We start from the raw sequence: 21,766 nt of genomic DNA on the forward strand, positions 1-21,766 counted from the left end.
AATGCACTAGCTGAGTTGCTCACTGGTTTTTCCAAATCGTCTTTCTCTGTTTTGATAATTGTGAATAGCCTCGAAAAGATCTTCTCTTCGGTAATCTGGCCATAGTTTTTTTGTAAAATACAATTCTGCATAGGCGATTTGCCAAAGCAGGAAATTGCTGATTCGCTGTTCACCGCTGGTCCTGATCAGCAGGTCCACATCGGGTAAATTGCGGGTGTAAAGATGCTCATTTATAAGCTTATCGTCAACATCCTGGGCTGATATTTCCCCATTTTTGACCTTTGAGGCGATCGTCCTGATGCAATGTGTAAGCTCTTCCCTGCTGCCATAACTCAGGGCAAGGCTAAGGGTCATACGTTTGTTGCCGCTGGTTTTTTCGATCACATCGGTTAATTCTTTCTGAGCTTTCTTCGGAAGACTGGCAAGATTACCAATAGAATGAAGTCGAATATCGTTATCCTGAAGGGTTTTGATCTCTTTTTTAAGAGAAGAAACCAGTAAACGCATCAGGGTGTCGACCTCGAGTTTCGGGCGGTTCCAGTTTTCCGTAGAAAAGGCATACAGGGTTAGATTGGGAACTCCCAGTTCTGCGCAGCCTTCCACCACATCACGAACGGCTTTAGTGCCTTCTTCGTGCCCGGACGCTCTTAAAAAACCTTTTTGCTTGGCCCACCTGCCATTGCCATCCATAATGATCGCAATGTGAGCGGGGAGCTTTTGAAGGTCAATGTTTTCTTTATAGTTCATTTAAAAGCAATAACAAGGTTTGCGCCCAAATGTGAACGTAAAACTTACACCGGTAAACACGTACCAGTCATTTGTATTCCGGTTACCGAATTCTATTTTTGGATCACGTCTTCCAAGATACTCTTCCGGCCAGCTGCCGTCCAGGTTATCGGTAAACGTATATCGCGCCCCGATTTCGAGACCGCCAATAATATGTTCGGTAATCGCTTCTTTATAACCTACCACCATCGGGATCGCAAAATCCCAGTTGGTCCCTTCATTAGAAAGTTTTCCATTTCGACCATCCTTGAGATACACATGGTCTGCCCTGAAATAGGTGATCCCGGTGTAAACATATGGCGTGCTTTGCGGCAGTTCGTCGCTCAGGTCAAACTCAAAAAAATTGAATTCTATTCCGAGGGAAGCTTCCGCAATACTATTCTGAAAAGAATAGCCTCGCTGCTGTCTACGGGTATCGTCAGACTTGGCATCATCAGCACTGATCTTCGCGTAATTGAGCGAAAACCGAATGGCATGACGGGGGCTGCGATTCCATTTTGTCAAAAAACCAACTACGGGTTCATTGGGCAAAATATAATATGTTCGACCTACGTCACCTATAAAATTGGAGCCACCGGCAAATGCTCCTAGCTCAAACTGCTGGGAACGCATACTCGTCGTAAAAAATGCCATAACTACAAAAGCAATTAGGTACCTCATAGGTTTTCAAAAGTTTGCAAATATAACAATTCTGTTTGCTCTGCAATAATTTGAGCAGATTTGTACATGACTATAAACAGTTTTTGAAAGTTTTTATTGCTTAATTCCGCTTATCTTCTCCCCATAAAAGTTTTTTTCGGAGAGTATTCAGGAAACTGTCCTGTTGCAGTTCCACGAAATTGACGGTGTAGGGAGCTTTCTTAATGATGATTTCGGTCTCATTTTCAAGCGTGGCAATTCGGGAGTCCATGGAGACCAGGTGGGAGTTTTCCCTTCCGGAAACCTTTAATTTAATCACGGTATGATCTTTAATCACCAGGGGCCGCGCATTCAGGTTATGAGGCGCGATTGGCGTGATCACCAAAGAATCGGTATCAGGTATAATGACCGGCCCGCCGCAACTCAGCGAGTAACCGGTAGAACCTGTTGGCGTGGCAATAATTAGCCCATCAGCCCAGTAAGATGTTAGAAACTGGTCGTCCAGCCAGGTTTCCACGGTGATCATGGAGGTGGTGTTCTTTCGGCTTACGGCAATTTCATTCAACGCGATATTTGAATAGATCTCGTCTTCGCTTTCCGGGTTGGTTGCAATACTTAAGACCGATCTTGGCGATAAAGCGAAATTTTTATTCAGTATTTCGTCGATGGTTTCAGGAATCTGTTCCTTTTGAATGGTCGCCAGGAAACCCAGCCGCCCGGTGTTAATTCCAACGATGGGAATGTCCAGGTTCCTGATGTAATTGATCGATTTCAGGATAGTTCCATCCCCGCCAATGCAAAAAAACAGCTCAAAAGAGTTGTCCAGTTCCTCAAAGGCCTTGAATCTCGGGTAATCTTTGGTAATGGTCTTATTTTCCTGAATGAGTCCCAGGAAATCTTCCTCAATATGAACTTCGATGTTTTTCTGGTCCAGTATTTCCAGCAGCTGCCCGATATATTCAGCTGCGTTGGGATGGTAAAACTGCCCGTAAATGCCGATTTTCATACTTATATATTAAGGTATTTGTCCAGATATTTGGAACGGTCTTTCAGGTTTTTATTGAAGGTGTCTTCCTGGTGTTCTGAAATGATGATGTAACCATATCTTCGGAAGGACTGAATGATCTCATTCATTCCGGAAGGGCTGATCTTCATGGTGATCTGCGCCATATCATTTTCAATTTTGGAAATAAACGATCCCAGAATATGGGCGTTGTTCGATTCCACGATTTGTGAAATTTCACTGAATGAATAGTCTTTAAATGCCTTTTCTATCACTAAAATATTTCCGCTTTCGCTTAAAAATGGTGTTTCATTGAATAAGGTCATGATCTCGCTCAGTTCGAGGTATCCCAGGTAGTGGTTTTCTTCATCCAGCACCGGCATGATATTGCTGCTGTTCTGCGCAAAAGCTTCCAGCGTGTCCAGCCAGTAATTGGTGTCGCGGGTAAAAAAACCTTCCAAAGCGTAACGATAATCATCGATGCTTTTGTTGGCCTCAAAACAGCGAACGTCATTTTCAGAAATACAGCCAAGATAAATACCATCACTTTCCACCGGCAAATGCGTGTAAGTAAGCTCGTTGAAAAGCAGTTTGATCTCGCCGATCTTCATGTGCGGATTTAAGATTTCAACATCGTTCAGTATGTATTCTGTCAGGCTCATAATCTCTCTCCTTTTCTGCAAATTAATCAAAATAATATTCAATCAAGCCGCGGTAGCTTTGTATTTTTGTTAATAAAAACACATTCTAATGACAAAATTAAGCGTCAATATCAATAAGATCGCAACCTTGAGAAATGCCCGTGGCGGGGATGTGCCTAATGTAGTGGAAGCTGCCAGGAAAATCGAATCTTTTGGAGCTCAGGGAATCACGGTTCACCCAAGACCAGATGAGCGTCATATTCGGTACCAGGATGTTCGCGACCTGAAACCGGTTCTTACTACCGAGTTTAATATTGAAGGAAAACCCATACAGCAATTCACCAATTTGGTGCTGGAAGTAAAACCTGCGCAGGTTACCCTGGTTCCAGATGCTGAAGACGCCATTACCTCGAACGCCGGTTGGGATACCATAAAATACGAGAGCTATTTAAAAGAGGTGATTTCAGAGTTTCAAAAACATGGGATTAGAACCTCCATTTTCGTGGATGCTGACAAAAAAATGATCGAGGGTGCGGCAAAAACCGGAACTGACAGGATTGAATTATATACCGAGCAGTTCGCTACCGATTTTGCCAAAGGGAAGGAAGATTCCGCAAAAGCCTATGCTGAATGTGCCGGCCTGGCCCATGAACTTGGACTGGAAATCAATGCCGGGCACGATCTGTCTCTCGATAATATCGAGTATTTCAAGAAAGCTGTTCCGCACTTGGCTGAGGTGAGCATTGGGCACGCACTCATTTCTGAAGCGCTATTCATGGGGCTTGAAAAAACCATTCAGCAATATTTGAAATTTTTGAAATAGATGAAATTACATTCAACGATACTTGGTGAGGGCAAACCTTTTGTGATTTTGCATGGGTTTCTGGGGATGAGTGATAACTGGAAAACGGTAGGAAAACATCTGGCTGAAAAGGGTTTTGAGGTGCACCTGGTCGACCAGCGGAATCATGGTAAAAGTCCGCACAGCGTGGAGTTTTCTTACCAGTTGCTGGCAGAAGATCTCGTGGCTTACTCCCAGGAACACCAGTTGGAAAAGATCATTTTGATGGGACATTCCATGGGAGGTAAAACGGCAATGCTTGCAGCCTGTGAAAATGAAGAGTTGATCGAAAAGCTGATCGTGGTTGATATCGCGCCCAAGTACTACGCACCACACCACCAGCAGATCCTGAAAGGGCTAACGGCGCTCGATGACGCTAAACTCACTTCCCGCGGTGATGCGGAAGATTTTCTTGCAGAATATATTCCGCAAACAGGTGTTCGCTTATTTCTGCTGAAAAATCTTTATTGGAAAACCAAGGAGCAATTGTCTTTAAAATTAAATCTCGATTCGCTCAAGGAGAATATTGAGAATATCGGCGAAGCACTTCCAGAGGGTAACTCCTACAGTGGCCCGGCACTGTTCATCAAAGGAGCAAATTCAGATTATATCGAGAAAACGGATGAATTGAATATCCGCACGATATTTCCGAAGGCCAGTTTTGTGACTATTAAAGATGCTGGTCACTGGGTTCACGCTGAAAAGATGGAGGCCTTTCTGGCTACCATTCTGCAATTTGTTTAAATTCTTTCTAAATTTATTATGTATGCATAATAAAATTGTAGGAATTGTTGCGTAATATCCAATTTATGCTATTTTTGACCGTAGTATTTTAACACATATTAAATCTAATCCTAACAAAATTATGAAAAGACTATTTTTACTTGGCCTTTTGATCCTGGCCACAGCCTCGACCTATGCCGGTGGTTACCGCGTAAGTCTGCAGGGGCAGCGCTCGCTGGCCATGGGGCACACGGGGGTTGCTGTGGTGAACAATGCGGAGCTGGCCTTCTTCAACCCGGCCGGGTTGGTATATCTGGAAAATAAGATAAATGCAGCCGTAGGGGTTAGTGCTGTATTTTCTGATGTTGTATGGCAAAATGAACAGTATGGAGAATTTGCCAGAACAGATAGTCCTGTGGGAACGCCTTTTTATGCGTACTTCTCTTACAAATTGAGCGATAAATTCACCCTTGGTTTTGCGGCGTATACACCTTACGGTAGTAGCGTGGAATGGCCAACCGACTGGGCGGGATCGCACCTTATCAATAACATCGACCTGAAAGCGATTTATGTTCAGGCGCTTGCTTCTTATAAGATCAGCGACAAATTATCTGTGGGAGCAGGGCCAATCTATGTAAACGGTTCAGTAAATTTCAACAGGAACCTGAGCAGAAACCTGACCGATCTGGAAGGGAATCGTTCTAATGTAACCGTGGAAGCCAAAGGGGTACACGCTTTTGGGTGGTCTGCCGGCTTAATGTATAGCCCAATCGACAGCCTGAGAATTGGAGTAAATTACCGTTCAGAAATTACCATGAAAGCAGAAGATGGTTCAGCAGATTTTATGAATGTGCCAAATTCGCCATTAACCCCGTTCAACGATACTACTTTCGATGCGGAGCTTCCGCTGCCAGCTGAATTAACTGTTGGACTTTCTTACCAGCTGAATGAAAAATGGCTTTTTGCCTTTGATTATAACAGGACTTTCTGGGATACTTACGAGTCATTAGACCTTGATTTTGCTGATCCAAATATCCCCGACTCTAAAAACCCGAGAAATTACAAGAATTCTTCGATCTACCGTTTGGGGCTTCAGTACACCGCCAATGAAACGTTCCAGTTGAGAGCAGGTTATTACTTCGATCAGTCGCCTGTACAATCAGGATATTTTGCGCCAGAGACTCCGCGTAATGATTCGAATAACTTTACCGGCGGATTGTCTATTAACGTAACCGATAAGGTTGCGATCGATGCCGCTTTCCTTTACAGCCGTTTTGAAGAAGTAGACGAATCGTATGATTATTACCAGGAAAACGGCCAGAATGTGTCATTCGGTGGAACTTACAAGTCCAGTGCTTTTGTGCCAGGTCTCGGTGTAACCATAAAAATTTAATTTGAAGAAATGATGAAAAAATATTTTATACTATCCGGAATTCTTGCTTTAGGCCTTGTTTCTTGTGAGCCTGAACTCGAAAATTCTATTGAAGACGAAGGTTTTTACAGCAACGGGGAAGCCGATTTTTCCAATTATGTGGCGCTGGGGAACTCGTTGACTGCCGGTTATGCTGATGGAGCTTTGTACCTGAGCGGCCAGAAAAATTCTTATCCGAGCATCCTGGCAGCAAAATTTGCTCTTGCTCAGGATACCGAGGAATTCATGCAACCTTATGTAAGTGACGATTTTGGCGGCTTGTTATACAGTGGCCAGCCGATCGCTGCCACAAGATACGTATTGAGCGTGGATGCTAATGGAAATCCTATGCCGGTGCGCTACAGTGCAACCCCAACTACCGAAGTGACCGCTAAGGTTGAAGGGCCATTCAATAATATGGGAGTGCCCGGAGCAAAATCATATCATTTGGTGGCTCCCGGTTATGGAAGTGTCGCCGGTGTAGCTGCTGGAACAGCCAACCCGTATTTCGCGAGATTCGCTTCTTCTGAAAGTACCACTGTACTGGCAGATGCGCTTGCCCAAAATCCTACTTTTTTCACCTTGTGGATTGGAAATAACGATGTGTTAGGTTTTGCTACTTCTGGAGGTGCTGGAGAATACCAGCTGAATAATACTGATTTTGCAACGTATGGTGAAAATGACATTACAGATCCGAATGCTTTTGCTTTTGTATACGACCAGATAGTTCAAAATCTTGCGGCAAATGCCGAGGGAGTTTTGATCAATATTCCGAATGTGTCAAGCATTCCTTTCTTTAAAGTAGTTCCGGTAAACCCAATTCCTTTGGATGCGGCCACTGCCGGTGCTTTGAATGCGCAGTTTGGAGCTTACAATACCATGATCCTTCCGGGACTTGTGCAGGCAGGTGTTATTACTCAGGCTGAAGCTGACAGCAGAAAGATCACTTTTTCTGAAGGAGCTGGAAACTTCGTGACACTGGTTGATGAAGACCTTACTCCGCTTGCCAGTATCCTGATGGGCGAGCCCTTTAACCTGGATGCCCAAACCGCCGGATTGTTGAGCCAGTTAAGACAGGCAAATTCCGGAGATCTTATTCCGCTTACCGCGGCTTCTTTCATCGGAACAACGGTGAACAATAACCCGATGTTAGTAAACGGGGTGTCTGTTCCGTTAGGAGATCAGTACGTATTGACTTCCGGAGAACAGGAAATGATCGCTGATGCTACTGTAAAATACAACGCGGCAATTGCCGGAGTGGCTCAGGCGTATGGCCTTGGAATGGTAGATGCGAATGCCTTGCTGGATCAGCTTGGAAACAGCGGGATTAGTATGGATGGCGTAAGCGTGAATTCCACCTTTGTAACAGGTGGAGCTTTTTCACTGGACGGGGTTCACTTAACACCAAGAGGCTATGCGGTGATTGCTAATGCGATCATTTCTGAAATCAATGAGACTTACGATGCTTCTGTTCCAAGAGCGAATATTGGAGAATATCCTACAGTGACCCTGGACCAGGGAGTGCAGTAGTATTAAAATTGACATAAATTTTGAATAGCCGGGTAAGACCCGGCTATTTTTTTGCACTTTTACCAATAACAATATTCAGAAATTATGAAATTCATTCTCAAATTATTGCTTACGGCAGTAGCGGTCGTCATTCTTGCGAAGATTCTGCCGGGAGTGACCGTAAATAGTTATTTGACTGCTGTGATCGTAGCGCTGGTGCTGGCGGTGCTCAATTTCCTGGTAAAGCCTCTGTTGGTAATTTTAACCCTGCCGGTGACTATTTTAACACTGGGTCTTTTCCTTTTGATCATCAATGCGATCATCATTTTCATAGCTGATGGTTTTGTGGGTGGGTTTGACGTGGATGGCTGGTTCATGGCGATTGTTTTCAGTTTGTTGCTGTCGTTATTTCAGTCGGTACTCTTTTCACTTCTGGATAAGGATTAAAGCAAACTGAATTTCAGTGATTTGAAACTTTGCAGGCTTTTGAAAAAAATGTAATTTTGCACTCCAATTTTTTATAAAAGATCAAAATGAATATTACCAGAGAGAATATTGATGAACTAAATGCGGTGGTTAAAGTTGATATCGCCAAAGAAGACTATGAAGGTAAAGTAGATAAAATCTTAAACGATTACCGTAAGAATGCCAATATTCCTGGTTTCAGGAAAGGTCACGTTCCAATGGGAATGGTGAAGAAACAATATGGTAAGGCTGTTTTGGTAGATGAGGTGAACAAATTGCTTCAGGAAGGCCTTAATAAATATCTTACCGAAGAGAAACTGGACGTTCTTGGAAACCCAATTCCGAAAGAGCAGAAAGATTTTGACTGGGATAAGGATAACTATAGCTTTGAATTTGAACTTGGACTGGCTCCGGAATTCGAGGTGAACTTGGACGGTCTGGATAAGAAAGTGACCAAGTACAACATCGTTGCTGATGAAAAAATGGTAAATGACCAGGTGGAGCACCTTCAGAAGCAATACGGAAAGATGAAAACCAAGGAAACAGCGGAAGAAGGAGATACAGTTGCCGGGGTTTTCAAAAACGAAGAAGAGGGCATTGAAAATGAAACTTCTTTCGAACTTTCCAAAATCAAAGGGAAAAGAAACCTGAATAAATTCGTTGGTGCCAAGGTTGGAGATACCTTAAGTCTTAAAACCAAGAATTTGTTTGAAGATGACCATGATTTGATCAATCACTTGAGCGTGGATCATGATCGAGCGCATGACCTGGATGTTGAGGTGACTTTCACGATCAATGAAATCAACGAAAGAGAACTGGCTGATCTGGATCAGGAATTTTTTGATAAGCTCTTCGGAAAAGACCAGGTAAAATCGGTTACCGAATTAAAAGACAAGATCAAGGAAGATGCTGCCAAGCAATTTCAGCAGCAAAGCGACCAGCAGTTGATGAACGATATCACTGAAAAGTTGATCGAGCAAACCAATTTTGAGCTTCCGAAAGAATTTCTTCAGAAATGGATCCAGACTGTTGGAGAAAAACCATTGACCGATGAAGAGGCTGTGGAAGAGTACGAAAAGAGTGAAAAAGGACTTCGTTACCAGTTGATCGAAGGAAAAGTGGTGAACGACAACGAGTTGAACGTGAACTTCGATGACCTGAAAGCTTTTACTTCAGAAAAGATCAAGCAGCAAATGGCACAATTTGGCCAAACAGATCCATCACAGAAAGAACTGGATGATATCGCCGCTCGAATCCTGTCTAACCAGGAAGAAGTAAAGCGCCTTTCAGAGCAATTGATGAACGAGAAGCTTCTGGAATTCTACAAGGAGAAAGTAAAATTTGAAGAAAAAGAAGTGACTTACGACGAATTCGTGAAAGCGATTTATAAGTAAGCCTTTTTACGATATATTATCTATCTTTAAGGCGTTAACTCGATTCGGGATAACGCCTTTTTTGGTTTTCCCGAAGCATTTTAAAAGACTTAAATTTTAAAAAATTAATGGACTACGGAAAAGAATTTCGCAAATATGCGACGCTGGATCATGGAGTGAACGGAAATTATTACGATAAGATCGTGAGCAGCATGATGCCGGTAGGAATGACCCCAAATATTATCGAAGAACGACAAATGAACGCGGTGGCGATGGACGTATTTTCGAGGCTGATGATGGACCGTATCATTTTTCTAGGTACGGGTATCAATGATCAGGTAGCAAATATCGTACAGGCACAGTTGCTGTTTTTGGAGAGTACCGATGCTAATAAAGACATCCAGATTTATATTAACTCTCCGGGAGGAAGCGTTTATGCAGGTTTGGGGATTTATGATACCATGCAGTTTATCAAGCCAGATGTGGCGACGATCTGCACCGGGATGGCAGCCTCAATGGGAGCCGTGCTGTTGTGTGCCGGAGAGAAAGGCAAGCGCAGTGGTTTGCCGCATTCCCGTGTCATGATTCATCAGCCTATGGGTGGAGCCCAGGGCCAGGCAAGCGATATCGAAATCACGGCAAGAGAGATCTTAACATTGAAAGAAGAATTGTATAAAATCATTGCCAAGCATTCCGGGCAGACTTATGAAAAAGTGCATGAAGACAGTGATCGTGATTACTGGATGAAAGCTGAAAAAGCGAAAGAGTACGGAATGATTGATGAAGTTTTAAAACGCGAAGACTAATTTTCAAATTACTTTTTTTAACTTCAGGAAACGAGCGAAAAACTAAAAGATGGCGAAAGAAGATTTAGAATGTTCCTTTTGTGGAAGGAAAAAACCCGAGACTAACCTGCTTATAGCCGGGCTGGATGCGCATATCTGTGATCGCTGCATCGAGCAGGCTCATGGCATTGTGGTAGAAGAATCGAAACAGGGTGAAGCCCGTGAACTTTCTTCAGACCTGATGCTGAGCAAGCCAAAATCGATCAAATCTTTTCTGGATGAATATGTGATAGGCCAGGAACAAACTAAGAAAGTGCTTTCGGTGGCGGTTTACAATCATTATAAAAGATTGTTGCAGCCAGATAATGAAGACGATGTAGAGATTCAAAAGAGTAATATCGTGATGGTTGGGGAAACCGGAACCGGTAAAACGCTCATGGCTCGTACCATTGCCAAAATGCTAAATGTGCCACTGGCGATTGTTGATGCTACTGTTCTAACCGAAGCAGGTTACGTAGGAGAAGATGTAGAGGGGATTTTAACCCGGTTATTGCAGGCGGCTGACTATAACACCGAAAAAGCGCAGCGAGGCATTGTTTTTATTGACGAGATCGATAAAATTGCCCGTAAAAGCGATAACCCTTCGATCACGCGTGATGTCTCAGGAGAAGGTGTTCAGCAGGCATTGCTGAAATTGCTCGAGGGAACCGTGGTGAACGTTCCGCCGAAAGGGGGGCGTAAGCATCCCGATCAGAAATTCATCGAGGTGAATACCGAAAATATCCTTTTCATTGCCGGTGGAGCTTTTGATGGAATTGAGCGAATCATCAGCAAGCGCTTGAATATGCAGGCTGTAGGTTTCAGCGCGTCGAAAAGTGAAGACGCTATTGAAAGAACCAATATGCTGAAATACATCATTCCGAAGGATTTGAAAGAATTTGGACTGATTCCTGAGATCATTGGTCGACTTCCGGCGCTTACCTATATGAATCCGCTGGATCGAGACACCTTGAGAGCTATTTTGACCGAGCCAAAGAACGCGATCATCAAGCAGTACAAAAAGCTGTTCGAAATGGATGATATCGATTTTGAGATTACCGACAAAGCTTTGGATTATATCGTGGATAAAGCGGTGGAATACAAGCTGGGTGCCCGGGGATTGCGTTCGCTTTGCGAAGCAATTTTGACCGATGCGATGTTCGAACTTCCGGAAAGCGGGGAGGATGAATTGACCGTTGATAGGGAATATGCAGAAGATAAACTGAATAAATCTACGATGAGCAAGCTGAAAGCAGTATCGTAGAAATTGATGATAATACGAAAAAAGCCGCTATCTGATGATAGCGGCTTTTTTTATTATTCGATCGTTAACTGGTATTTCTGAAGTAGCCCTGCCAGGTTGTCTTTTGAAAATTTCGCCTGAAAAACCTGGTTTCTTTCCGGGTCTATCAGGAAATTTTGAGCATTGCGAAAATCACATTTCTCCAGTTGTGTTCGGTCAAAAATGGCATTCAGGAAATCGCATTCCTGGAAATTGGAATAGGTAAAAATAGCTTCTGTGAAATCTGCACCCTCAAATTTGCAACCAATAAATATGGATTTTGGAAGGCTTAATTGGTAAAAAGTGCAATGCGTTAAAATCGAATTTTTGGCGCCGATGGAAAAGCCAAATTTTTCGCAGTTTTCGAAATTCAGCCCAATCATTTTGCAACCTGTAAACGTGCAATTCTGAAAAGATGTTCCCTTTAGCCTGGCATTGCTTAAGTCACATTCCGTAAAATCACAATCAATAAAACGGAAGGAAGAAAGATCTGCTTCCGGGAACTGGCAATTGCTGAAGCTACAGGCCTCATATTCGCCAGTTTTCAGGTCATTCTTGGTAAGTTGCGAGAAATGTTCGTCGGTAAAAAAATCGGCTGTCATAATTGCTTTCTGAAGTTACCAGCTACCACCGGCACCGCCGCCGCCGAAGCCTCCGCCACCGAAGCCTCCACCAAATCCGCCCCCTCCGAAACCTCCACCAGAGCTTCCGCTGCCAAAACTACCGCCGCCCATGCTTCCGCGGCCAAGAGAACTTAAAATAATCGCGTCCCACAGCAAACTTCTTCCGCCACCACGGCCACCACCGCGACCGCCACGTTTATTGAACATGGAGATAATAATGATGATAAAGATGATAAAGACGATGATGGCCCGAAAGGGTATCCCACTATTGCCATTCTGAGGTGTTCCTGTAAAAGTTCCGTTCAGAACTTCAAAAATCGCCGTGGTCCCTTTATCTAGGCCGCTGTAGATATTCCCATTCCGGAATTCCGGAAGAATGATATCTTCAATGATCTGCTTGGTGCGATAATCGGTTAAATATTCCTCGAGTCCATAACCTGTAGTAATCCAGATCTTGCGATCCTGCTTTGCCACAAGAATCAGCAAACCATTGTCTTCTTTGCTTTGTCCAATTCCCCATTTCTGCGCCCAGTGAGCGGCGTACGTACCTTCGTATTCACCGTTCAGTGAAGGTATGGTCACCACAACTATTTGCGTGGAAGTGGTATCGGCGTAATTGATCAGTTTTTGTTCAAGTTGCCTGGCTTCAGTGGTGTTCATCATGCCGGCACTATCGTACACGCTGGTCTCTTTCCCCGGTTTTTGCGGGATGTCGAGTTGAGCCTGTACCGCAAAACCTGCGATCAATAGAAGAAATGTGAGAAAATTTTTGATAGGTTTAGCCTTTTGAAATTTGATCAGATAATTCATTGATATCCCCTTGATCGTACGGGAAATGTTTCTGAAGCTGTTCGCCGGCCATCAGGATCCCGTCTACAAGGCCTTGCTTAAAATGGCCTTTTTTAAAATGTGAAACGATCACATCTTTGGTGCTTTCCCAGAAATCATCAGCTACTTTATCGTTGATGCCCTGGTCGCCATAGATCACAAAATTGCGATCTTCCACCGCCACGTAGATCAACACTCCGTTGCTTTGCTTGGTATTATCCATTTTTAGCAGATGAAAAACTTCCATGGCTCGTTCAAAAATATCGGTTTTTCCGGAAGTTGGTTCCAGGTGTACCCTGATCTCGCCGGAGGTTTGCAGCTCTGCCTTGCGAATGGCATCCACGATCGCTTCTTCTTCCGCTTTGGTCAGGAAATCTTCGGTCTTGCTCATCTTAAAAATCGAATTCTACTTCCGGAGCATTCTCTGCACCTGCATCAGCCTGGAAGCCTTCCATTTCGTCAAAACCAAAAAGCATGGCAGTGATATTGCTTGGGAAACTACGGCGTTTCTTTTCGTAATTGGCCACGTCTTCGTTAAAACGGTCACGAGCCACATTGATGCGGTTTTCAGTTCCTTCCAGTTGAGATTGTAGCTGAAGGAAATTCTGATTGGCTTTCAACTCAGGATAGCGTTCCACGGTGACCAATAATCTGGATAAAGCCGAAGAAACTCCCTGTTGTGCCTCCTGATACTGCCGGATTTGTTCTGCGCTGAGGTTGCTGGCATCCACCTTTACCGAAGTAGCTTTAGAGCGGGCTTCAATGACATCGGTCAGGGTACCGCGTTCAAAATCAGCAGCTCCCTGAACGGTTTTTACGAGATTACCAATCAGGTCATTTCTTCTCTGATAGGATGACTCTACGTTATTCCAGGATTTTTCAGCATCTTCCTGAAGGTTTACTAGGGAATTGAATGGAGATGCGATCAGGATCACCAGTAATACGATGATTCCTATAGGTATTAGCCACTTTTTCATTTTTATAATTGATTTTTTAGGTTGATTAGTTCTGATTTAATGCCTTCCAGCTTTCTGATGATCTCAAAATTGCTGAGGGTCTTGTGTTTTTCTTCTTTTAAATGGGTTTTCGCTCCTTCTAATGTAAAGCCGCGTTCTTTCACCAGGTGATAGATCAGCTCGAGGTTTTTAATATCTTCCGGAGTGAATTTGCGGTTTCCCTTGGCATTTTTCTTCGGTTTGATGGCGTCGAACTCTTTCTCCCAAAATCGAATAAGAGAAGTGTTCACCTTAAAAGCTTCGGCAACCTCGCCAATGCTGTAATAGCGTTTTTCAGGAAGATCAATATGCATTAATCAAGAGATTGGTTCTCACGTTGAGCTTTTTCCAGAACTTCGCTGAATTCCTCCGGAGAAAGGTTTCCATAATAGAAATTGATCGGGTTGATCTTTTCATCGTCCTTGAAGATTTCATAGTGCAGGTGAGGAGCTTCTGATCTCCCGGTACTACCTACAAAACCTATCACATCACCGCGCTTTACTTGTTGGCCACGGCGCACGTTGTATTTGTATAAATGCCCGTAAAGACTGGTATATCCGTAACCATGGTCGATGCGGATGTGGTTTCCGTAACCGGTGGAACGGTTATCGGCTCTGATCACACGCCCATCGCCGGTCGCGTAAACCGGTGTTCCGCGGGGAGCCGTAAAATCCATTCCGTAGTGGAATTTTCTAACTTTCGTAAACGGATCGGTTCTCCAGCCATAACCGGAAGCAATCCTGCTCAGGTCCTCATTGGCCACCGGCTGAATGGCGGGAATGGCCGCCAGTAGGCTTTCTTTTTCTTTCGCCAGTTTGGCGATCTCATCCAGAGATTTTGACTGTACAACCAGGCGTTTGGTAAGCACATCCATTCTTTTGGAAGTCTCTGTGATGAGTTTGCTGTTTTCAAAACCTTCAAGGTCTTTATAGCGGTTAATTCCTCCAAAACCGGCTTTGCGTTGTTCTTCCGGGATCGGGTTCGCTTCAAAATACAACCGGTAGATATTGTTGTCCCGATCTTCAATATTCGCCATGACATCCTGGATCTGGTCCATTTTCTTATTCAACAGCCCGTATTGGAGTTTCATATTCTGTAGCTCGCGTTTCAGGGCCTTTTCTTTAGGCGTTTCGATCTGCGGAATATTCAGGTAGATAATTAATAGGATAAAACCGGCCAGAAAGGAACCGGTAACACTAAGCAGGGCAATGCCAAGCCTGCGGCCTTTTTTCTGCTCGATTTTCTTATAAGAAAGCGTCTCGCTATCGTAATAATATTTAACCTTCGACATGAGTTAAAATTATGCTATTTTTGCGTTGCAAAACGGCGCAAATACCGTGCAATTTATAACGGTAAACGAACAAATATATGAATTGTTTTGCCGTTGTCACAATTTAATGAAATTTGCAAGAAAATAGCTGCATGAAGTCACAGGAGATCCGCAAACAGTTTCTAGAATTTTTTAAGTCGAAATCGCACCAAATCGTTCCTTCGGCACCCATGGTCATTAAGGATGATCCCACTTTGATGTTTACCAATGCCGGGATGAACCAGTTCAAAGAATACTTTTTGGGTAATAGTACCCCTAAAAGCAAACGTGTTACTGATACTCAGAAATGTTTGAGAGTAAGCGGAAAGCATAACGATCTGGAAGAGGTAGGGCACGATACCTACCACCATACCATGTTCGAAATGCTTGGGAACTGGAGTTTTGGTGATTATTTCAAGAAAGAAGCGATTAACTGGGCCTGGGAACTGCTTACCGAGGTGTTTCAAATCGATCCGGAAATGCTCTATGTTTCCGTTTTTGAAGGAACTGATGATGCTGATAATCTCTCACTGGATACCGAAGCCTTGGACATCTGGAAAAAGATCGTTCCGGAAGACCGGATCATCTACGGAAATAAAAAGGATAATTTTTGGGAAATGGGAGACCAGGGGCCATGTGGCCCATGTTCGGAAATTCATATCGATATTCGATCTGCTGAAGAAAAAGAGAAAACTCCCGGGCGTGAGCTGGTAAATAAAGATCACCCGCAGGTAGTGGAAATCTGGAACCTGGTTTTCATGCAATATAATCGTAAAGCCAACGGCTCTCTGGAAGAATTGCCGGCGAAGCATATTGATACCGGGATGGGATTTGAACGCCTGTGCATGGTATTGCAGAAGAAGACCTCGAATTACGATACCGATGTTTTTACTCCAATTATTTCGGAAATTGAACGTCTTACCGGAAAAAAATACGGCGTTTCTATTACTGATGATATTGCTATGCGCGTAATTGCCGATCATGTTCGGGCCGTTGCCTTTTCAATTGCTGATGGACAGTTACCAAGCAATACCGGGGCCGGTTATGTGATCAGGAGGATTTTGAGAAGAGCGATTCGTTATGGTTTCACCTTTTTAAATACTAAAGAGGCCTTCATTTTTGAGCTCATCGATGTCCTGAGCAGGCAAATGGGAAGTGCCTTCCCGGAGCTGATCGCTCAGAAAGGATTGATGGAGAATGTGATCCGCGAGGAGGAGAACAGTTTCCTTCGAACACTGGAACAGGGCTTGGTTTTGCTGGAAAAGCTTATGCAGGAGGCTTCGGAAAAGCAAATTTCGGGAGAAAAGGCCTTTGAGCTGTATGATACCTATGGTTTCCCAATAGATCTTACTGCGCTGATAGCGCGGGAAAACGGATTTCAGCTGGATCAGGCAGGCTTCGAAAAGGAATTACAGAAGCAAAAAGATCGTTCCCGTGCCGCAACACAGGTGACTGCCGGCGACTGGATCGAGCAAGCAGATATCGAAGAACAGGCTTTCGTGGGTTATGACGAATTGGAAACCGAGGTGAAAATTGCCAAATTCCGAAAAGTGCAAACCAAAAAAGGAGAATTGTTCCAGATCGTACTGAACAAAACACCTTTTTACCCGGAAGGTGGAGGCCAGGTGGGTGATAAGGGAATTTTAATGTCTCCGGAGGGAGTGGTGATCAAGATCAAAGACACCAAAAAAGAGAACAACCTGATCATTCATTTTACCGATAAACTTCCGCAGAATCCAGATCAAAGCTTTAAGGCAATCGTTTCTTCCGAAGAAAGGAGCAGAACGGCTTCTAACCATACCGCAACGCACCTGCTGCACCAGGCACTGCGAAAGGTTCTTGGTACACATGTGGAACAAAAGGGTTCGTTGGTTAAAAGCGATTATCTGCGATTCGATTTTTCTCATTTTGGTAAGGTTACCCCAGAAGAACTGGAAAAAGTAGAAAATTTTGTGAATGCCAGGATCCGCGAACAGCTGCAGCTGGAAGAGCAAAGAAATATGGCTTACCAGGACGCGATCGACCAGGGAGCTATTGCACTTTTCGGAGAGAAATATGGCGATGATGTGCGTGCGATCCGGTTTGGAGAATCTATGGAGCTTTGTGGGGGGACGCATGTGAAAAATACTGCGGAAATCTGGTATTTTAAGATCATGGGAGAATCATCTGTCGCTTCGGGAATTCGGAGAATTGAAGCGATCACGGGAAAGGCAGCAATGGAATATTTCGAATCTCAGGAGCAAATGCTAAAGGAGATTCGGGAGAATTTGAAAAATGCCAAGGATCCTCTGAAAGCAGTAACAAGTTTGCAGGAAGAAAATGCGGCTCTGAAAGCGGAAGTGGCCGAATTGTTAAGCGCTAAAGCGAAAAACCTAAAGACAGATCTTAAGGCAGAAGTTGATAATATTAATGGATTAAACTTCCTGAGCAAAAAAGTAGATCTTGATGCCGCTGGGATGAAAGATTTGGCATACCAGTTAGGTGACGAGATCGAGCAGCTTTTTGTGTTGTTAGGCTCGGAAAAAGACGGAAAAGCCCTGCTTTGTTGCTATATTTCTAAAGATCTGGCGGCAACTAAGAATCTTAACGCGGGCCAAATCGTGCGCGAACTGGGTAAATATATCCAGGGAGGTGGAGGAGGTCAGGCCTTTTTCGCAACTGCCGGAGGGAAAAATCCTGCCGGAATTGACCAGGCGCTTCAGGAAGCTAAAAAATATATCGACTAATATAAAGATCCCGGTTTAGCCGGGATTTTGCTTTTTAAAATGAATTTCAGGATACAATTTCAGATACCGGAAGGCCAACCGAAGATGGATCACCATTCTTTGATTTTCCTTATAGGTTCTTGTTTCGTGGAAAATATTGGGCATAAACTGGATTGGTTCCGTTTCCGAAATTTGCAAAATCCTACCGGTATTCTCTTTCATCCCCATGTAATTGGGAAATTTCTTTATCGCGTTGAGGCAAAGCGGAACTATACTGCGGAAGATATCTTTAAATTCCAGGGGAGATGGCAGTCTTATGAGTCGCACTCGCGTGTAAGTGGAGCCACTATGGAAGAATGTTTACTGCGGTTAAATTCTGGGCTTGAAAAAACTGAAAAATTTCTATCTGCAGCGACCCACGTAGTAGTGACCCTGGGGTCTGCATGGTATTACCGCCATTTAGCGACTGGTTCGGTTGTGGCCAATTGCCATAAAGTCCCACAAAAGGAATTTCAAAAGCAACTTTCATCGGTTAAGGAACTTCAGGATGATCTGCAGTTTTGTATGAAAAATATCAGGAGAATAAATCCGGACTGTAGTGTGATCTTTACGGTTTCACCGGTTCGGCATATCAAAGATGGAGTGGTGGAAAACAGTTTGGGCAAAGCACAACTTCTTACCGCGGTTCATCAAATCGTTAGACAAAATTCCTACAATTTTTACTTTCCGGCTTATGAGATAATGATGGATGAATTACGCGATTATCGTTTTTATTCTCAAGACATGATTCATCCTTCCAATATGGCTATTGAGTATATCTGGAATCGGTTTACAGATGCCTGGCTGGCTCCGGAAAGCATTAGTATTTTGCGAGAAATCGATTCTATTCAAAAAGCCCGCCACCACCGACTTCCGGAAGAATTAAGCGGTAGTCATAAGAAATTTCTTACGAAATTACAATCGAAAATCGAGGAAATTCAAAAAAAACACCCTGAAATATCTTTTTCTGAACCCGCGTAAATTCTCATAATTCTTAATTTTTAAGAATTCAGCAACATTAATTTTATATATCTGTTCGAATAATTCGTATTTTTACAAAGTAGATCGAAAGTATTTCCGTTCTCTATCTGTAAGGTTAAGCTTGAAGATAATCAGGAAGTTACAGGAGATCTACTTCTAAAATTTGTTGGGGTAGATTTTAGAATTATACTAAAGGACGGGTGGGGCCGTCCTTTAGTTTTTTATAGAGCTTTTATATTTTCTTTAGCATTCCTTTCCGGCATTTTTCCTACAAATTTTCTACTTTCAATATCGCAACAAAATGCATTACATGAAAAACCTGCTTGTAGGCGTCCTGGCTATCGGAATTGTAATTCTTGGTTTCCTTTATTATAAGGAAAAGAAACAGGAGCGTGAAAGTTTTGAAGAACGTACCGCACTGATACAGGAACAGATCAGGAATGTAGGGAAACTCGTTGTGACCGAAGGTACTTTTTCACAGGTCTACTCCTATAAAAACTCCAAGAGTTTTTACCTGGATATCTTTTCAGCAAGAAAAAAGGCGCTTATCGTGGTCAATGCCGAGGTTAGTGTTTCTTATGACCTCAGCAAACTGGAAACTGAAATCGATGCGGAGAACCAGCGAGTGATCATTAGGAAAATTCCTTTGGAAGAAATCAATATCAATCCCAATATCAAATATTACGATGTAACGCAGGATTACTTGAACCAGTTCGATGCCGAAGATTACAATAAGATCAAATCCAGAATTGAAAAAGGGCTGAGAGAAAAGATCGAGCAATCAACATTGAAGAGCAACGCGCAAAACAGGCTCATCAGTGAGCTCCAAAAGATCTATATCCTTACGAACAGTATGGGTTGGACTTTGGAATACCAGAATACTCCCATAGATTCCGAAAGTGACCTGAACAGCTTAAAACTTTAACTGGAAGCGACCGGTTGTTTGGCCATTTCGAGGCCATCAGTAATCAAATGAGCTATTTCAGGCCTGCGTTGACGTAGGGCTTCCAGGTGGTTTCTCACTTCCGCTTGCAGCCTGTGATCATCTTCCGCGGCGAGTTCATAGATTTCCACAGCAAGTAACCAGTCTTTCGGGTGGTACTTTTTCAAAATATCAAAAGCTGCTTCCAGTGAATATTTGGTGTTTTCCCCATTCCTGATATTCCTAACCGACTCATAGAGTGATTCCAGTTCAGCCTTTTCTTGCGTTTTTTTGCTTTTGATGGTCGTGCTGGAAGGCTGGTGGGTGATGAAGTCAAAAGATTGATGATCTGCCGGGCCTGCAAAAGCCGAAACAACTTCTTTACCAACCGCCATATCATATCGTCCCCATTCTGGTTGGAACAGCATTTCCCCGTCATAGGTAACGCTACAATCTTTAAAACTGATGAGGATGATCTTGCCCTGGAGATTTCTGGTGCCGGTAATGATCTCGCCTTCAATGAAGATCCCGCCTTCAAATTCCAGCGTAACCCGCTTGCCTTCATAGATATCATAAGCCTTCAGATCCCGCGGACTCATATCTTCGATTGCAAGATTGATCCCCTTTAACTTCCCAACAGGAGAACCAAAACCCTCTGGATGTGATTGTACCCCATGCCCCACAAGTTCCTTTTCGCGATAGGAAAGGGCAGTTTTTCCGGTAGTTTGAAAATAGGCCGGACGATCTTCAAATTCAATCACTCGGCTGAAATTTCCTGAAACCTGCAGCCCGGTGCTGAGTTCTATGCTTCCCAGGTGGCGGGAATCAATGAGTTTTTTAATGCCTGAGAGTCCGCCACGGCGAAGCGCCATATTATTGGCAAATTCTTCGAGAACCAGGCTGAGATGTGCGAAATCTGGAGTGACATATAGCTGAGGTTGTGGTTTGGTAATATCAAATTCCTGTTTGGCGGCTTCAATGGTATATGGTCGTTTTTCCACGGCATCTGTAAGGCAGGATTTGCTTTCCCCGATAGAAGAAAGTAGTCCCGCTCCGTAAATCTTCGGGTTTTCGAGCGTTCCGATGAGTCCGTATTCCACGGTCCACCAGTGAAGATTCCGGATCTGCGACATTTCGCTTGGCTTCACATCTTTGCTCTGCAACTCATCGACCTTTTTTTCAACTTCCGCTATTTTTTCCGCGGGAGTGTCTTCGGCTTCTTTTAAAATGGATAGCTCACGAATAGCCTCATATATATCATAATCATGAGAACTGGAGATCGCTTTACAGCCAATTTCCCCAAAACGCCTGAGGTATTCAGCATATTCTGGATTGGCAATGATCGGCGCATGACCGGCTCCTTCATGAATGATGTCGGGTGCGGGAGTGTATTCTATATGTTCCAGCTGGCGAATATCACTGGCGATCACCAACACATTATAGGCCTGAAATTCCATAAAAGCTGCCGGGGGAATGAATCCGTCTACCGCTACTGCTGCCCAGCCAATTTCTTTGAGGATGCGATTCATCCCGTACATATTGGGGATGCTGTCTATAGAAATGCCGGTTTGCTTCAAACCTTTGGTATACGATTCATGCGCGACTCTGCTCAGGTATGCCACGTTCTTTCGCATAACATAACGCCACACCGCCTGGTTTATAGGGGTGTAATCATCATAATTCTGTGGTTTGATATATTGTTTTAAATGAGCAGGAAGTTTCTCCAGGATCTCATTTGATTCAATTTTTTCCAACATGTTCTGTTCACTATAACGTTTGCGATAAATGTACAAAATTTGAATCAGAACCATTCTGAAAACACCTGAAGAATGCCCATAAAAAAAGCCCCAATTTGGGGCTTCTAATA

22 protein-coding genes are annotated in these 21,766 nt (G+C 43.6%); 11 read left to right on the forward strand and 11 right to left on the reverse strand.

Features of this window, described 5'->3' with window-relative positions; genetic code table 11:
• Positions 1-6: 6 nt before the first annotated feature.
• The 4 genes from GRFL_RS09860 to GRFL_RS09875 form a co-directional block, all read right to left on the reverse strand.
• Entirely contained in the window at positions 7-747 is a 741-nt protein-coding gene (locus GRFL_RS09860; protein WP_083644459.1) for an isoprenyl transferase, read from the reverse strand.
• On the reverse strand, positions 748-1,446 hold the full coding sequence (porG, locus tag GRFL_RS09865) for a type IX secretion system protein PorG (RefSeq protein WP_083644460.1): 699 nt from the start codon (positions 1,444-1,446) through the stop codon (positions 748-750).
• Positions 1,447-1,546: 100 nt separating this feature from the next.
• Positions 1,547-2,431, reverse strand: a complete 885-nt coding sequence (locus GRFL_RS09870; RefSeq protein ID WP_083644461.1) for an NAD kinase — start codon at positions 2,429-2,431, stop codon at positions 1,547-1,549.
• Between the two features lie 2 nt (positions 2,432-2,433).
• The gene (locus GRFL_RS09875) at positions 2,434-3,090 is read right to left on the reverse strand and encodes a CBS domain-containing protein (protein ID WP_083644462.1); all 657 of its coding nucleotides are present in this window, start codon (positions 3,088-3,090) and stop codon (positions 2,434-2,436) included.
• An 88-nt stretch (positions 3,091-3,178) separates the two neighbouring features.
• On the opposite strand from GRFL_RS09875, the gene GRFL_RS09880 reads away from it, so the two are divergent.
• From GRFL_RS09880 to clpX, 8 genes are all read left to right on the forward strand, one after another.
• Positions 3,179-3,892, forward strand: coding sequence for a pyridoxine 5'-phosphate synthase (locus GRFL_RS09880; RefSeq protein WP_083644463.1), 714 nt, complete (start codon positions 3,179-3,181; stop codon positions 3,890-3,892).
• The gene (locus GRFL_RS09885; RefSeq protein ID WP_083644464.1) at positions 3,893-4,654 is read left to right on the forward strand and encodes an alpha/beta fold hydrolase; all 762 of its coding nucleotides are present in this window, start codon (positions 3,893-3,895) and stop codon (positions 4,652-4,654) included. It begins immediately after the preceding gene.
• Between the two features lie 121 nt (positions 4,655-4,775).
• On the forward strand, positions 4,776-6,026 hold the full coding sequence (locus tag GRFL_RS09890) for an OmpP1/FadL family transporter (RefSeq protein WP_083644465.1): 1,251 nt from the start codon (positions 4,776-4,778) through the stop codon (positions 6,024-6,026).
• Between the two features lie 9 nt (positions 6,027-6,035).
• On the forward strand, positions 6,036-7,574 hold the full coding sequence (locus GRFL_RS09895; RefSeq protein WP_341475742.1) for an SGNH/GDSL hydrolase family protein: 1,539 nt from the start codon (positions 6,036-6,038) through the stop codon (positions 7,572-7,574).
• An 84-nt stretch (positions 7,575-7,658) separates the two neighbouring features.
• Complete coding sequence (locus GRFL_RS09900; RefSeq protein ID WP_083644466.1) at positions 7,659-8,000, forward strand: phage holin family protein; 342 nt, start codon at positions 7,659-7,661, stop codon at positions 7,998-8,000.
• An 86-nt stretch (positions 8,001-8,086) separates the two neighbouring features.
• Positions 8,087-9,412 (forward strand): trigger factor, encoded by a 1,326-nt coding sequence (gene tig / locus GRFL_RS09905; RefSeq protein ID WP_083644467.1) that lies wholly within the window; start codon positions 8,087-8,089, stop codon positions 9,410-9,412.
• Between the two features lie 107 nt (positions 9,413-9,519).
• A complete protein-coding gene (gene clpP, locus GRFL_RS09910; protein ID WP_083644468.1) occupies positions 9,520-10,197 on the forward strand; it encodes an ATP-dependent Clp endopeptidase proteolytic subunit ClpP in 678 nt (225 codons plus the stop codon).
• A 49-nt stretch (positions 10,198-10,246) separates the two neighbouring features.
• Positions 10,247-11,479, forward strand: coding sequence for an ATP-dependent Clp protease ATP-binding subunit ClpX (gene clpX, locus GRFL_RS09915; RefSeq protein ID WP_083644469.1), 1,233 nt, complete (start codon positions 10,247-10,249; stop codon positions 11,477-11,479).
• Between the two features lie 53 nt (positions 11,480-11,532).
• Here clpX and GRFL_RS09920 read toward each other — a convergent pair whose 3' ends face one another.
• Genes GRFL_RS09920 through GRFL_RS09945 form a run of 6 tightly spaced genes read right to left on the reverse strand, consistent with a single transcriptional unit; the run spans position 11,533 to position 15,234 of the window.
• Positions 11,533-12,099 (reverse strand): pentapeptide repeat-containing protein, encoded by a 567-nt coding sequence (locus tag GRFL_RS09920; RefSeq protein WP_083644470.1) that lies wholly within the window; start codon positions 12,097-12,099, stop codon positions 11,533-11,535.
• A 15-nt stretch (positions 12,100-12,114) separates the two neighbouring features.
• Entirely contained in the window at positions 12,115-12,930 is an 816-nt protein-coding gene (locus GRFL_RS09925; RefSeq protein WP_083644471.1) for a TPM domain-containing protein, read from the reverse strand.
• On the reverse strand, positions 12,899-13,339 hold the full coding sequence (locus GRFL_RS09930; RefSeq protein WP_083644472.1) for a TPM domain-containing protein: 441 nt from the start codon (positions 13,337-13,339) through the stop codon (positions 12,899-12,901). The genes GRFL_RS09925 and GRFL_RS09930 overlap by 32 nt, the downstream gene beginning before the upstream one ends.
• Before the next feature lies 1 nt (position 13,340).
• Positions 13,341-13,925 (reverse strand): LemA family protein, encoded by a 585-nt coding sequence (locus tag GRFL_RS09935; RefSeq protein WP_083644473.1) that lies wholly within the window; start codon positions 13,923-13,925, stop codon positions 13,341-13,343.
• Positions 13,926-13,927: 2 nt separating this feature from the next.
• Positions 13,928-14,257, reverse strand: coding sequence for a MerR family transcriptional regulator (locus GRFL_RS09940; protein WP_083644474.1), 330 nt, complete (start codon positions 14,255-14,257; stop codon positions 13,928-13,930).
• Positions 14,257-15,234 (reverse strand): M23 family metallopeptidase, encoded by a 978-nt coding sequence (locus GRFL_RS09945; RefSeq protein WP_083644475.1) that lies wholly within the window; start codon positions 15,232-15,234, stop codon positions 14,257-14,259. Before GRFL_RS09945 ends, GRFL_RS09940 begins: the two co-directional genes overlap by 1 nt.
• Before the next feature lie 131 nt (positions 15,235-15,365).
• Here GRFL_RS09945 and alaS point away from each other — a divergent pair, with 131 nt between their 5' ends.
• From alaS to GRFL_RS09960, 3 genes are all read left to right on the forward strand, one after another.
• Entirely contained in the window at positions 15,366-17,978 is a 2,613-nt protein-coding gene (gene alaS / locus GRFL_RS09950; protein ID WP_083644476.1) for an alanine--tRNA ligase, read from the forward strand.
• Between the two features lie 39 nt (positions 17,979-18,017).
• Positions 18,018-18,977, forward strand: a complete 960-nt coding sequence (locus GRFL_RS09955) for a GSCFA domain-containing protein (protein ID WP_083644477.1) — start codon at positions 18,018-18,020, stop codon at positions 18,975-18,977.
• A 310-nt stretch (positions 18,978-19,287) separates the two neighbouring features.
• On the forward strand, positions 19,288-19,902 hold the full coding sequence (locus tag GRFL_RS09960) for a DUF4230 domain-containing protein (RefSeq protein WP_083644478.1): 615 nt from the start codon (positions 19,288-19,290) through the stop codon (positions 19,900-19,902).
• Here the strand turns inward: GRFL_RS09960 and GRFL_RS09965 are convergent.
• Positions 19,899-21,656 carry an aromatic amino acid hydroxylase gene (locus tag GRFL_RS09965; protein WP_083646069.1) on the reverse strand — a complete coding sequence of 586 codons (1,758 nt, stop codon included), beginning with the start codon at positions 21,654-21,656 and terminating at the stop codon, positions 19,899-19,901. The genes GRFL_RS09960 and GRFL_RS09965 overlap by 4 nt on opposite strands.
• Positions 21,657-21,766 lie beyond the last annotated feature (110 nt).

The organism is Christiangramia flava JLT2011 (genome assembly GCF_001951155.1).
Taxonomy (GTDB): Bacteria; Bacteroidota; Bacteroidia; order Flavobacteriales; family Flavobacteriaceae; genus Christiangramia; species Christiangramia flava.